Origin of the sequence: Pseudomonas sp. TH10 (assembly GCF_016651255.1) — a bacterium.
Lineage (GTDB): Bacteria > Pseudomonadota > Gammaproteobacteria > Pseudomonadales > Pseudomonadaceae > Aquipseudomonas.
This window is the reverse complement of sequence record NZ_JAEKEG010000133.1, coordinates 1-12,637: the sequence shown is the minus strand read 5'-3', so window position 1 is coordinate 12,637 and position 12,637 is coordinate 1. Positions and strand designations below refer to the sequence as shown.

At 56.2% G+C, this 12,637-nt stretch carries 15 protein-coding genes; 1 reads left to right on the top strand and 14 read right to left on the bottom strand.

Features of this window, described 5'->3' with window-relative positions; all coding sequences use genetic code 11:
* The coding region (locus JFT80_RS19310; protein ID WP_201148949.1) for a hypothetical protein at nucleotides 1–631 on the top strand (631 nt) is incomplete at its 5' end.
* A 349-nt stretch (nucleotides 632–980) separates the two neighbouring features.
* On the opposite strand, the gene JFT80_RS19305 is transcribed toward JFT80_RS19310, so the two are convergent.
* From JFT80_RS19305 to JFT80_RS19245, 14 genes are all read right to left on the bottom strand, one after another.
* Complete coding sequence (locus JFT80_RS19305; RefSeq protein WP_201148948.1) at nucleotides 981–1,532, bottom strand: hypothetical protein; 552 nt, start codon at nucleotides 1,530–1,532, stop codon at nucleotides 981–983.
* Between the two features lie 34 nt (nucleotides 1,533–1,566).
* Nucleotides 1,567–1,938, bottom strand: a complete 372-nt coding sequence (locus JFT80_RS19300) for a hypothetical protein (protein WP_201148947.1) — start codon at nucleotides 1,936–1,938, stop codon at nucleotides 1,567–1,569.
* A 292-nt stretch (nucleotides 1,939–2,230) separates the two neighbouring features.
* A complete protein-coding gene (locus JFT80_RS24545; protein WP_242482993.1) occupies nucleotides 2,231–3,307 on the bottom strand; it encodes a hypothetical protein in 1,077 nt (358 codons plus the stop codon).
* A 200-nt stretch (nucleotides 3,308–3,507) separates the two neighbouring features.
* Nucleotides 3,508–3,945, bottom strand: coding sequence for a hypothetical protein (locus tag JFT80_RS19290; RefSeq protein ID WP_242482992.1), 438 nt, complete (start codon nucleotides 3,943–3,945; stop codon nucleotides 3,508–3,510).
* Nucleotides 3,929–4,657, bottom strand: a complete 729-nt coding sequence (locus JFT80_RS19285; RefSeq protein WP_201148946.1) for an EscJ/YscJ/HrcJ family type III secretion inner membrane ring protein — start codon at nucleotides 4,655–4,657, stop codon at nucleotides 3,929–3,931. The genes JFT80_RS19290 and JFT80_RS19285 overlap by 17 nt, the downstream gene beginning before the upstream one ends.
* Entirely contained in the window at nucleotides 4,654–4,962 is a 309-nt protein-coding gene (gene sctI / locus JFT80_RS19280) for a type III secretion system inner rod subunit SctI (RefSeq protein WP_201148945.1), read from the bottom strand. The genes JFT80_RS19285 and sctI overlap by 4 nt, the downstream gene beginning before the upstream one ends.
* Nucleotides 4,963–5,026: 64 nt before the next feature.
* Nucleotides 5,027–5,305 (bottom strand): EscF/YscF/HrpA family type III secretion system needle major subunit, encoded by a 279-nt coding sequence (locus JFT80_RS19275; protein ID WP_201148944.1) that lies wholly within the window; start codon nucleotides 5,303–5,305, stop codon nucleotides 5,027–5,029.
* A 21-nt stretch (nucleotides 5,306–5,326) separates the two neighbouring features.
* Nucleotides 5,327–5,995 (bottom strand): PrgH/EprH family type III secretion apparatus protein, encoded by a 669-nt coding sequence (locus tag JFT80_RS24960; protein WP_307833114.1) that lies wholly within the window; start codon nucleotides 5,993–5,995, stop codon nucleotides 5,327–5,329.
* Complete coding sequence (locus tag JFT80_RS24955; RefSeq protein WP_274610210.1) at nucleotides 5,982–6,518, bottom strand: PrgH/EprH family type III secretion apparatus protein; 537 nt, start codon at nucleotides 6,516–6,518, stop codon at nucleotides 5,982–5,984. The genes JFT80_RS24960 and JFT80_RS24955 overlap by 14 nt, the downstream gene beginning before the upstream one ends.
* Before the next feature lie 93 nt (nucleotides 6,519–6,611).
* Entirely contained in the window at nucleotides 6,612–7,061 is a 450-nt protein-coding gene (locus JFT80_RS19265) for a transglycosylase SLT domain-containing protein (protein ID WP_225569845.1), read from the bottom strand.
* Nucleotides 7,062–7,072: 11 nt separating this feature from the next.
* The gene (locus JFT80_RS19260) at nucleotides 7,073–8,743 is read right to left on the bottom strand and encodes a winged helix-turn-helix domain-containing protein (protein WP_307833113.1); all 1,671 of its coding nucleotides are present in this window, start codon (nucleotides 8,741–8,743) and stop codon (nucleotides 7,073–7,075) included.
* A 230-nt stretch (nucleotides 8,744–8,973) separates the two neighbouring features.
* Nucleotides 8,974–9,252, bottom strand: a complete 279-nt coding sequence (locus JFT80_RS19255) for a phosphopantetheine-binding protein (protein WP_201148941.1) — start codon at nucleotides 9,250–9,252, stop codon at nucleotides 8,974–8,976.
* Entirely contained in the window at nucleotides 9,240–11,258 is a 2,019-nt protein-coding gene (locus JFT80_RS19250) for a hypothetical protein (RefSeq protein ID WP_201148940.1), read from the bottom strand. The genes JFT80_RS19255 and JFT80_RS19250 overlap by 13 nt, the downstream gene beginning before the upstream one ends.
* 1 nt (nucleotide 11,259) lies before the next feature.
* Nucleotides 11,260–12,468: an IpaD/SipD/SspD family type III secretion system needle tip protein gene (locus tag JFT80_RS19245; protein WP_201148939.1), complete on the bottom strand. Its 1,209-nt coding sequence runs from the start codon at nucleotides 12,466–12,468 to the stop codon at nucleotides 11,260–11,262.
* Between the last annotated feature and the right edge of the window lie 169 nt (nucleotides 12,469–12,637).

Genomic DNA, 12,637 nt, shown 5'->3' with positions numbered 1-12,637 from the left:
ACGACGGCACATGGCGATATCTCCGCCCCCCTTGCCAATCAATCAGAGCACCAGTAGCGGCGGGCTGGAAAATGCAATTACTGGTTGCATTATCAAAACCAAAAACACGACCATACAGCTTCTAGTCATAGCCACAGAATTTTCACTAGTCAACGCCGTGCGCGAAAACCAACATTTGAAAAATATCTCGTACATAGATAAACACACAAATCAGAACGATAGAATCACCTCTATCGGGCTCGCGGTTATCAAACCCAGAAATTTAACAAGAAATGCCGACGCAAAAATACCGACGAGTAAAACAGGCGAGCAATCACCAAGAGACACATTGGCCGACATGAAACCAGACCTTGCAACTTCATTAAAAATCGGCTGCGAGTATATAACGGACCTTGCAAATAATGATCATCCCTTTAATCCTACTTGTTTCTCTGTTGCTTTAGGTGCCGGATACGGCATAAAACAACGTGATCCCGACACGACTTCAATCGAACAGCTCGAACGTTTATCGGCGTTACGTATAGAGATGCTAGAGAAATCAAACCGAGAAGGTGATATCAATCTCCGTCCGATGTCTGAAAAAAACCTGAGCACCAACCACACTAACTTTCAGGAAGCGTCCGCTCGTTAAAGTTCAGCAGACGGCGCGACCGAGCGGTGGCGCCGCCTTTATTGTCGAGCACCTAACTTTCAGATACCGGCCTACTTATGAAGTTTTTGATACTGATTATACTGCACGCCCTGGAAAGCACTCATAAAAAAGGACAGCTGGCATCATGGCCTTTCTGCACCTTTTAGAAATCAACAAGATGGATGCCGCTTAACACGCCCCCACAAAGTTGGAACAGCCGTGTGATAATCGCATACTTCTTTAAATCGATAAATTGTATCTTGATCCGTTTTAAATATCTCCACCAGTAAACGCCAACGCCCCTTGCGCTTATCATCGCCCATTTTTACGGTATAAATATGCAGCGTGTTTATACTTTTTTCGGTGAACGGCCCGACTGAATATCCTCTTCTATCTTCTTTAAACTATTGATACACTCCTGCGGAAATCCTTCTTCCTCTTGCCGAGCAAACGTTGGTCCATAAACAATTTTACAGTTTGTTTTCGATTGTTTTTTGGAGGTGCCTTGTACAAGTTCACCAAGGGGGCTTCCGACACCAGTATTTTTGCAGACAAAACGTTTTTTTAACTGATTGGGTACTGCAAGTTCCTCAACGGCTCTCCGTCTATGAGAAGGCCAGCTCTGACTTGCATCATCCCTGACTGGATAGCGAGTCAAATCAGGATTGACATGTAAGTAGGGGATATCTTTATAAGCCAAAAGCGCGACGAATGAAGCTTTATTACTACGCTTATCATCGTTATATAGATCCAGCGTTGAATCCCACTTTTTTCGGAGCCCCTCCCCCCGCAAGCCTTTGGGAAAGCGAGTGATATAATAATCTACCTTTGCATCCACTCCCGCACTCGACTCTTCAGTTTGGCACGTAAAGGCAAAGTCGTTATCTGCATTGTGAACCATGATATATTTTATTATATTTTTAACATATTCATCATCAAGAGCACTCAGCGTTGAACCGGGGTATTTTTTTGCCAGTCCTTGCCTGCAGCATCAAGAATTTTTTTGCCATTTGCTGCGCTTCGATATAACTGGTTTTTTTGCAGTATTTATCATGTGCCCGAACAACCCTACTCATCGCAGTCAAACGCACGTCTGGAGGCATATTGACTACGTCATCCGGGATGCCTTGTTTTAATTGAGCCCATGCAGGAGAGCCTTGTAATTCTTCGACCAGTTCCTTATAAATTTTGTCAAATCGTTCCTCCTCTGAATGGAGCCATTCAAAGCCAGACTTTATCAGTGCTCCTACCACTGCACCGGCCAAGATACCTGCCCCCACGCAGTAGACGACAGGTGCACCAGTCAATACGGCTACGGCCCCAGCACTCGTTGCCCCCAGAGAACTACCTACGAGAGCCGTTCCAACTATAGGGGTTATGTTACCGTCGCGGTTAGATACTGAAACAGTTTGCTTCACCTTATTGTGTCTCTGAATCCTGCGTCCCCCTACACGCTGAGCAGGGCGATTTTTTCCACCACTGGGCCCTACCCGATCCATAACACGCCTCCCTTCGACCAATGGTTTTTATCGACGCGCCGGACGAGAAGTACCGCCATTCCAGTTACGGTCTGCCGCCTTGGACAGCCCATGCAACGGATTACCAGTCAACATTCTCCCGACTGTCCTCATCCTCATCGGTCTTGAACACGTCCTGCAAGAACTCCTGGAAAAACATATGCGCGGCCGAAACCGAGGAAAATGCTCCTCTGAGCTCCTGATAAGTCTCCCCGCCTTCCAGCCCCTCGGCCTTCATGCGCTCCATAAGCTTGGCCAGCACATCCTGCTGGTGCTTGGTGGTGCGGTAGATTTTTTCGCCAGCGCCATTGGCGTATTGCTTGAGGTAGTCAACGATGGCCTTCTTGCCCGGCCCGTCGGCGGCCCAGGCGATGAACTCGTTATAAAACGCATCAAATTCGGGGTCGGGGCGGGCCGTCGACTGGGGGCTTTGAGTGCCTGATACGCCCTGAGCCTCCTGAGTACCCAGGCGCTGCACCAACGGCACGACGGCGTCGGCTACCAGCCCGGCGCCAGGCAGCGCTGCGTTCAACAGGGTTTTACCGATATCCATCATTCGGACTCCGCTTGCACTTGAGGGGGCGTCGCTTTGCCTGTCGAGGTTGCCGGCCCATTCAACAAATAATTGCACCGAGGCGTCATCGAGTTCGCGCACGCTGTCCGGCAACTGCTTGAGCCGGGCCAGCAGGCGCGGCGCCAGGCGCTGTTGGGTGGCTTCGATATCGAGTTCGATGACCTGATCGCCCTGGCGAAACAGGTAGCACTCACGCTCATGAAAACTGATCCGCGCATCGTCCACGCCCTGTTCGGCCAAGGTCGCCTGTACGGCCGCCAGCAGCGCTTTGCAACGGCGCGGCAAAATGATCTGCAGCGCGCCCGGCGACCCAGCGCCATGCCGGGTCGACCAGCGCTGCACGAGCATGTCGAGCAATTGCTCATCCATCAACCACTCGGCCAGCAACTCACGCGCAGCCTGTAGCAATTGCGCCTGCAACTCGGTTGCCAGCAACCGCGAAGTCAACAACAGCTGGCTGAGATCGCCGGCCACCTGCAACACCCCTTGCGAGTAGCCTTCCTGGAAGGCCCGGGCGCGGATCAGGTCGGCCTCGGCCTCGGCCTGGGCCACACAATCACTGGCCCGCTCCTGCGCCTGTTGCATCAACAGCCGGCGCTCGCGGGCGGCGCTACGGTCGGCACGGACGATCAGAGGATCGTCCGCCGCCGGGGGTCAATCAGGGTTCTGATGGAGTCGAGCATGTTGTACCGCCAAAACAAAAAGTGACGCATTCGGCTGTTGCGCAGGCATGGCCCGTTGCAAAGCGACTACGCGGGGGGAAAACTGCAGGATCAGGCGCTGCATCAGCGCCGGGGGATGTGCGCATGCCACGCCAGCAAGGCGTTGAGGCCCATGGCATCGAGGGTGTCCAGCACCCCGTCGGTGTCACAAATCGGGCTGGCGCAACGCTCGCCCAGCCCCAGGCGCGCAAAGCTGCGCGTAGGTTGGTCGAGTTCGCGCAGGCGCGCGCCGATGGCCAGTTGCGCCCAGCCCAGTTGCGCGCCCATCAGCCGGGCGACTGCCGGCAGCCGCCGCCAATGGCGTACCCACGCCTCGGCCCAGGAATGCGCCGGCAGCGTCAGCGGCTCGGCACTCAGCCCCAGGCCACGCAACAAAGCCTGATCGAGCACCGCCCGGGGCCCAGGGGCGGCGAACAGTGCCGGCAGCCGCCCACGCTCGGCATGCAGGTAGGCAAAGGGCTGGCGCAGAATCAACTCAAGCGCTTCACTGGCCTGCGACATCGCCGGCCTCGTCAGCACGTTTGCGTTGATACAGCCACAGCGCCCATGCAGCCGCCAGCACCAGGCCCAGGCCCAGCAACAGATAGAGCGGGGTCAAATCCTGCGAGCGCGGTTCCGGCGACGGCGCGGTATGCTGGATCGGCGCGCGCCGCGACAGCACCACGGAAATGTCTTCGTAGTCGATACCGGCGAAGCTGTTCTTGAGAAAACGCTTGATGTCGCTGATCAGCAACTGCGGTTCGATATCCGGCTCGTGGGTCACCAGCGCCGATAAATGCACCGGCGCCGCCTTGCGCTTGCTCTCCCCGGACTCCAGGTCGTAGCTGACATGCAGGCGCGCCGAGACGACACCGCCGATAGTGCCCAGGGACTGTTCCAGGCGTTGTTCCAGGGCGCTGTACAAGCGGGCTTTTTCGGCCCGCGGCGAGGCCACGAGCGAATCCGCCGGGAACATCTGCGCGACTTCGACACGCGGTTTGGACGGCAACGCATACAGGGTCAACAGGTCCACCGCCGCGGCAAAATCGGCCTGGGCGATCTGCACCGAATAGCCGACCTTGCCATTGTCGATCTTGTTCGCGCTGATGTTGTTGCGCTGCAGCACCGACACCACTTCATTGACCTGCTGCTGGTCCAGGCCTTCGAGCAGGCTCGGCTGGCGACAGCCGACCAGCGCCAGGCACAGCAAAACGACACAACCGTATGACTTCATGACGAACGCAACAAGGTTTCAGCCGTGCTCACGGTTTTGCGCACCAGGACATTCAACAGGGACACGTCGATGTTGTATTGCGCCATCATGATCTGCATCTGACTGAGCACTTCGGGGTTGGTGATGTCCGGGCGATCGAGCATGCCGTTGATTTTCGCGTAATCCTGTTCGGTGCCCACCGCAGACTTGGCTAAACCTTGAATCAAGCGACTTTCCAGGGACACGACCGCATTCGGAGCCGGGGTCGACAATTCAGCTACTTGTAAGGAGCTGAGTCCCGCCGGAGCAATAGCGTAATTTGACATAAACAACTCTCATGAAAATCGTTGACAGGTCCACGACCTGCCGACGATAAAACGGAAATGACGTTTAGCGGGCGGCGGAAATGATCGCCGAATCGATTTCCTTGAAGCCCTTGATGGTATTGGTCGCCGCGTTGCGGAAAATATTGTAGGAAGAAAATGCGGCTTGATATTTCGCCAGAAGTATTGGATCAGAAGCATCACCGTGCAACGCTTTCAACGCCTCATCCAGCTTCGTCTTCAAACCTGTAGCACCCGATTCAAAGGCCTCGGCCTGCTTGCCGAGGAAATCCGTATGAAAATCTGCCAGTGCTGCAATTGAACCTGGGGTGTCGTTACTAGCCATACATCACCTACCTTTTATAAATCAGAGCGGTTTTGGAAAATACCAGGATGACGGCGTCATCTTGATGTAGCCCTGCGGGCCATATTGAAAAGACTTACCCTTGAGCCAGTCATCCTTCAATTCGATTGCGAAGTTCACATAACGATCACCCCACTGCTGATTGAATCGGGTGACATAGCTGTTCAGCGCCTGCAACTCGACATCTTCCAGGCTGCCTTCGACCCGGTAGGTCACGCTGTCGCCGTTGGCCTGGCGAGTAAAAGGCAGCGCCAGGCGTTGCAGCCCCTGTTCGGCCTGACGTGCCAACAGCCCGTCGTCACTGCTGACGATCATGACTTCACGGGCGTAGGGCGCGGCTTCGCGCAGCAGGCCTTGCACCCGCAGTTGATCCTGCGGGGTCAGGACATTGCGTTGCGCACTGACGAGCAGTCGCGGCTGAGCCGGCTGACTGAGATCGATGCGATGAAAGGCCAGACGCGGCTCCTTCTCCAGCAACAAGGCCTCAAGCCGGGCACGCTCGCCATAGATGGTCAGGAGCTGGGTGGCCGAATAGCCGTTGCGCACCAGCACCTGGCGGCCCCAGCCGGCCTGGCGCTCGGAATCGGCGAAAACGTACACCGCCCGATCGCGGCCGTAGAGCACAGTCATCTCGGCATCGGCGCCACGGATCAGCGCTTCAACACTCGACACCGCGCCGGGCCTGGACACCTGCCAGGCGAATACCGCCCCCTAGCGCCAGCAACAGTGCCAGACCAAACCCCCATTGCTGGGCGCGACTGCCCGGAAGCTGCATCAGGTCCGGCGAATGCGGCGCAAGGGGTGCCGGCAGGAGCAGCACTTCAAGCCAGGGCTCATCCACCGGGCGCACGGCAATCTGCAGGCCTTCGATGTTTTCCAGCGCCTGGAATGCCAGGGTGCGTTCTTCAACGCCCAGTGGGCCGAACACCCGCAGCCGACAGCCGCTACGGGCGCTGTCCTCAAGCAACACTTCGAAGTTGCAACCGCCTGCTTCCAGCGGAATATAAACAACATCCTCGGGCACGCTCGGTATGTGCTCAACGGCACAGAACCGTGCCTCGGGGCCCACGAGGAAAAAGTTGCCGTGCTGCGCCAGGTTAAACTCACAACCCTGCAACGGGCCGTTGAAAACACGCAATACACATTGAGTTGCAGGGAAGGCCTGCATGTTGTTCACCATCGTGCCAATCATCATGAAAAGCGCCAAGCGCCTTGATTTAAACGACAGGGTAAACAGTGGGGTAATGCCAATCCTGATCAGACTCTGCAGTTCATCAGGATGATCCGATCACATTCTGCTCGCGGGCCTGCCCTGCACTTGCCAGGCGTGATAATGCGTCCAGACCTTGCGCGCATAACGCAGTCGAACGGCTTCGCGCGCAGGCGAACTGCCCGCGTTGTACGCGCCAACCGCCGTCCAGTTATAGCCATGACGGGCGACGAATTCGGCAAGAATAAAGGCCCCTGCCTCCACCGCGACACAGGGGTCGGACAGCAGCAAGGGCTCGGTGATGCCGCGCCGGGACAGGCGCGGCAGGTGCTGGCTATTGATTTGCATCAGCCCGATATCCCGCGAGCCGTCGCGGTTGACATGAAGGGCATCGACCTTGAAGCCTGACTCGACTTGGGCAATGGCCAGCAGCAGTTGCGGCTCAAGATCATGCCGCCTGGCCGCCTCCTCCCAACAATCAGCCAGTACCCCGCCCGCCCACAGCAGGCTCGCCAGCGCGCCGGCCACGACCTGGCGCCTCATGCCAGTAATCGCTCGTCAATCAGTTTCGCCAGCCCTTGTAGGCGCGGATCGCCAAGCCGGGCTCGCCACCAGGGACAGGACCTGCCCTCCAGCTCGCGCCACAGGCCGGCGGCCGCACGATCTCCGTCAAGCCGGCGCAACACCGGCAGTTGCGCCGGGCACAAGGGCGGATGCTCCGACGCCACGCACCAACGCCGATAACGCTCGCGCGCCGCAAGCTTGTCAAAGGCTGCCTGCACATAGCACACCACCAACTCGACTTCGCCTGACTGCCCCTCCAGTAACCCGCCCCGCTCCAGCACTGCCTGCGCTGCCAGCGGCTCGCCGCTGACATCGAGGATAAGAGCATGCATCGCATTGATCACCGGATGCCGGTCACCCAGCACGGCCATCGCCTGTTCAATCACGTCAAGCGCCTGCAGCGCATCGACTTCCAACTCGATCCGCGCGCGCAACAGCCACGCCGCCACCGAGGAGCAATCCTGCTCCAGGGACTGCTCGACAGCATGCAATGCCTGCCCGAACCGCCCGCAGCACCACAGATGCCAGGCGTAATGATAGTGCGCCCCGGCCCGATCCGGCCCTAGCAACGCTCGCCGAAACAACGCCTCGGCCGCGTGCGGCACACCCTGCAGGCTGGTCAATAGCGCCAGCCTGACCGAGGCCTGGGCATTCTCCGGTTCGAGCGTGAGCGCCTGGGTCAACGCCCGATACGCCTGGGTCAACGCCCAGTGATGATCCTTCAAACCCAGGTTGGCCATGGCCAGGTAGGTATCGGCCAAGCCACACCACAAGGGTGCGTAACCCGGGTCCAGTTGCAGGCAGCGCAGAAACTCCTGCAACGCCTCGCCCAACCCCTCGGGGGTATAAATCCGCAACCCGAGCAGCCCATTAACGTAGGCTTGGGCCAGCGGATAGGAGCTGCAAGGCGATATCTGCGGCCGCAGCCCCGGCAGGCGATCAGCGATCAGCAACAGCACCTGCTGCATCACCTGGTCGAAACAGCTGACCTCGTCCAACACCTCACTGTGCAGCAAAGCGTGATCACGCCCGCGTACCAGTTCGACCGAGCCGGTCCAGGCCTTGACGTGCTCGACGCGGCGAAAAGCGAGGTAGTAATCGGCCTGCAGGCGCTCGACCAGCGCCAGGTAGCCCTCGTCGCCGATACCGACCGTGACACCGGCTGAGAACACACACAGCCCCTCACCAAAGGCCGCCGCCAATTGCCGGACAACTTCACGCTGCACATCAGCCATGCAACCATTGCCGCGCCCGGCCAATGGCAACACCAGCAACGACGGCGCCACCGACGGCGCGCCTGCAGCCGCCACCCGACGCTCGGTGACCTCACCTACAAAACGATAACCTTTGCCATACAGGGTCTTGATATAGACGTTATCGCGCCCCAGCACCTTACGCAATGTATAAATACAGCGCGTCAGGGACTCTTCGGCGATATCGCAATTAGGCCAGACCCGAGATAACAATAGCTCCTTGGATACCAGGGCACCGGCCGAACTTAATAATAAACGCAGTACGTGCAACTCCTTCGGTGGCAGATGCAATGAATTGCCCTTGTGCAAGAGTATGCCGTCGCTGCACAACTCCCAGGAACCGAAGATAAACGAGTTTGTTGACCAGAGATCCACAGCACTGCCCGAGCTCACGATGACTCCCCCAAAGGTAAATGAACCGCCCATGCTCAAGTTCAAGCGTTAAACATGGATTGCAGGGCTTATGGCCCCGCATGAGCAGCGGACTATATCAAGGGTGGCACGGCAGGATGCACGAACTACAAAATTTTAGGACTCCTCCTATAATAAAAAATATTTAACGAGACAAATAAAGAAACACATTAAACGACGCGCCCCGCTAAAGGGCGCGCAATTAATAAATATCAAACCATTGAAACATCCAAAGTCTGTAGGACTAATCCGAGCAAGTCCTCTACCCGGCGTACTTGGGCAACACCTTCGACGGGCAGTTCAATGGCAAATGTTTCGTTGATATCCAGTACAATTTCCAGCAGGTTCAACGAATCGGCGCCGAGGTCTTCGACCAGGCGATGGCCCGGCTCGATCGACGCGGCGTCGACCAGCAGAGTGCGGGAAATGATGTCGGTAACGATTTTTTCATGCTCTAGCGTTCTCGACAAAACTTCACTCAGAACTGCCACGGCCGACCCTTCATTGCTGTGCCAGAATCTAATGAAGCGTAAAACGAGTTTGAGGTATCAACCGGCGCATGAACTTTCGCCTTTCCCCTTGCATTGAACGGCACCATTGATGGCAGCCTTGTCAACTCCGACAGGCTGTCCCAGCGCTCAAGAGTCTGCGCTTGATCGATGTCCATGACATCAGCGCTCGTGTCGACTTGCGTGCTGCTACGGGAAGGAAGCGGATCCAAAGAAACGCCCACGTTCTCGCGCCGCGTACCATCTGCGAGAGCAGCCTGCGTGCGTGCTGCCGACGCACCGCGATTGCTTGAACCTACTTGCCTGAGCGCGGCTCTGGCATTGAACAGCTCAAGGTTCTGCGATTCATCGATTACGCCCCTCGAAAAGTGCGCATCACTACTGACGCGCCTTAATCGCTGGCTGAAATTGTCGCTCAGCCTGTCGTCGAATGTCGGGCGATGCAAGATGTCCTCTGTACGGATAATATCAAGGCTCGACGCTCTGCGGTTAGGTTGAGGGCTGGCTGGCAGTTCGATTTGATCGGCTTCAGCCTGGGCATTACGCTTGGCCAGCTCCACTTTAAGCTCAGCCATAACGTTAGTCCGGTAATGGTTCTCGATATTTTGGTCCATTGCCTTAGGAGGAGAAGGCATAGCGGGGGGCAGTGGAATAACATCTCCTACACCTGAATCAGCATCACTTTCATCGGAGTCTGAAAATGATATCGTCGACGACTGGACTAACTGTTGCGCGCCAGTCGTTGCAATATTGACGGCCTCGTGTTGCTGAGCGTCCTCGACGTTATCGTCAATTACCTGAACGGCTGACTGCTCGGCGGTGGCTACAATCGAAGTTCGTCCGGTGACTATTCGGCCAGTGTCGGCGTGCTGCGCCTGAGAGCCGGGTGTAATGTCGAGCGGCACAGACGAGGAGGAATGATTACCGCCCACATTTACCACCCTCATTACCTCAAGCGTGAAACGAAGTGCCTGCGCTAACATTCGCTCAGCCGATTCATTGTTATTCTTGGCTGCTTCGACAGAAGATTTAGTAAGAGCTTCAACCAGGTCAGATCCCGACGCGCCTGCTTGACCAATACCGTGGAAGTCAATTTTCATGTCCCCATTCTTACTAGTGACATTCAAACCTTCGGTGGGAAGCCGTTGACCAGTATTTTGAATTGGCGTGCGAGCACTTTCGCTGGGATTTCTCTGGACATTTCGACCCGCATTACCTTTTGACGGGAGATATGACTGTTTCAAATCCAGCTGACCGAGGCCCAACTGAATCACGCCCCAGAAATGCTCACTGGGACTTCCGGAAGGGGATCTATAATTCATCTGATCATACAATGCGGCAGTAGCAAATTCCCGGCCATTGCCACTCTGCCTGATCTCTCGCACAGTCTCGTCCGTCAGCCGCTCGCCTGCTTGCAACCTGACTTGAGTTGCTCTAACCAAGCCATTATGCAGGTATTCGTTATACAAATTATTTTGGGTATGGAGTTCTGCGTCCGGGTAGCGAGTCAGGAGCGTATCCATACGGCCATTGATGGCTACCGCTCTCTCATGGCGATTCTCGTGCCCAAAAAGCTTACCGAGAGAAATTTTGGGCACACCTTGCGCCACGGACTTGGCCAGTGCGCTCTGAATTAGCTTTTGGGCTTGTTTAAAAGTTTTATCGGTACCGATATTGGGCACTTTCGACAACATAAATAGCTCGACAGCCAATCTGACTTGATATTCCCCATCACCTACGCCAGCACTCGCGATTTTTAACACGTCCTCTTTAGCTGCACCGGGCATGAAGTAAGCGCACGCTTGTTGTCGAAGGTGACGCATCGCCGCATCGGATGTATGAATCGTATCCTCACTGAGGATTGGGGCTAAATTGACTTCAGGATGGTTAACCACGGATTCCAGGGCCCGGGCAATCGGCCGAGTTGGCGCAGAATCACTGCGGGGTTGCGTCGCCGCCCTGGCGACAGATGAGTTTTCTGCAATCATATCAGGCAATCCCGCTGGCAATAGCCTTGAGCATCTCTGCGTACTGGCTTAGTTGAGAGGAAAGAATCTTGTTGAAGTTTTCGTGGTAGGAGTTGGCGTTGCCATATTTGGTGGTGAACATTTGCAACTGGTTCTTTAACTCGCCTTCCTGGCTGTTGAAGCCGGCTTGCCAAGCTTGGAATTTGGCGGAGTCAAGATGTGCTTCTACCGGTATTCCCGCCCCGCTAAACAAGGGCCTCAACGCATCATCCATTGTCTTCAAAGGCGAAAGATCCATCATCACAATGTATCCCCCCTTACCATCGGGCTGGACGTTCGGAGAGTCTTTGCCCATACCCATCGCTTCAGCCCACTTCTTGGCGTCGTCTTCACTCGTAACTGGCCAGTTTCCATCCTTATCAGGAATGGGGAAAAGCATCCCAGTGGGCTGGGCTGAATATTTTTTCAGTAAATCGCCGATAGCTGTAAGCAAACCTCGATTGATCGTGACAGTTTTGCCATCACCCGAACTCGTTATCCATTTACTCATCTCCGCCATGATGTCCTTATTGAACTCCGCGTAGAAGTCCGAATATTTTTTCAGCAACGCCTCATAAACGGCTAAATATTCTTTGCGGATGAGACCAATCATCGCTTGTAACTGCTCGAAAAAATCGGAACTGGCATTGGACTGGTTCAGGCTTTCCAGCACCGACGGTTCCGGCACCGGGAGCTTGCGCAAGTGCGCCAAGGCGTCGCCGGCGAACATGCGCGCATCGCGGGTATCGGCGAACCCATCGACGGAAAATTCACGCAGGCCGGCTTCGAGCAGATGACTCTGCTGACCGACTACAGCCGCGCTGTCGACAATCGCATTTAACTTCAGCAGCAGTGCGCCATTGCGACTGTGTTGCAGCGCCGCATCACGCAAAAACGCCTTGACGACATTTGCGCTGTCTTGCTCGGGCGCCCCTTGGCGCCCCGCAGCGGCACTGGCTTGCTGGAGCGCCACCAGGCGCTTGAAGTCCTTGACATCGGCGGCGCTGCCTTGCTGACGCGCCGACAGGCGAGCAAGGACTCCCTGCAGAGCCGCCGACCTCGATCGCTGCTGGCGGGAATGCAATTCATCGCCCCACCCACTGTCGGCAGGCTGTTCCAGGCGCACAGGTTGTTCGACGGGCTTGAGACAAGCAACGCCGGGCCTGGTCTGGAGTTCAGAGGAATAGCTCATGGGAGTCAGGCCCTGGCGTTGGCGATGGTGTTGATGGTCGAGTTACGGCTTTCGGCGATTTGCAACAGGGTCTCGAGCTGCTTGACCAGCATGGCGCTGTCCTCGCTGACCATCTGGTTCGCCGCTTCGCTGACCGATTTATTGACGTTCTGCTCCGCCTGGTGCAACG

Coding starts and splice junctions, on each gene's coding strand:
- JFT80_RS19305 (WP_201148948.1), bottom strand. CDS start 1,532: ATGGTTCACAATGCAGATAACGACTTTGCCTTTACGTGCCAAACTGAA.
- JFT80_RS24545 (WP_242482993.1), bottom strand. CDS start 3,307: ATGCAACAGGCGCAGGAGCGGGCCAGTGATTGTGTGGCCCAGGCCGAG.
- JFT80_RS19290 (WP_242482992.1), bottom strand. CDS start 3,945: ATGTCGCAGGCCAGTGAAGCGCTTGAGTTGATTCTGCGCCAGCCCTTT.
- JFT80_RS19285 (WP_201148946.1), bottom strand. CDS start 4,657: ATGAAGTCATACGGTTGTGTCGTTTTGCTGTGCCTGGCGCTGGTCGGC.
- sctI (WP_201148945.1), bottom strand. CDS start 4,962: ATGTCAAATTACGCTATTGCTCCGGCGGGACTCAGCTCCTTACAAGTA.
- JFT80_RS19275 (WP_201148944.1), bottom strand. CDS start 5,305: ATGGCTAGTAACGACACCCCAGGTTCAATTGCAGCACTGGCAGATTTT.
- JFT80_RS24955 (WP_274610210.1), bottom strand. CDS start 6,518: ATGATGATTGGCACGATGGTGAACAACATGCAGGCCTTCCCTGCAACT.
- JFT80_RS19250 (WP_201148940.1), bottom strand. CDS start 11,258: ATGATTGCAGAAAACTCATCTGTCGCCAGGGCGGCGACGCAACCCCGC.
- JFT80_RS19245 (WP_201148939.1), bottom strand. CDS start 12,468: ATGAGCTATTCCTCTGAACTCCAGACCAGGCCCGGCGTTGCTTGTCTC.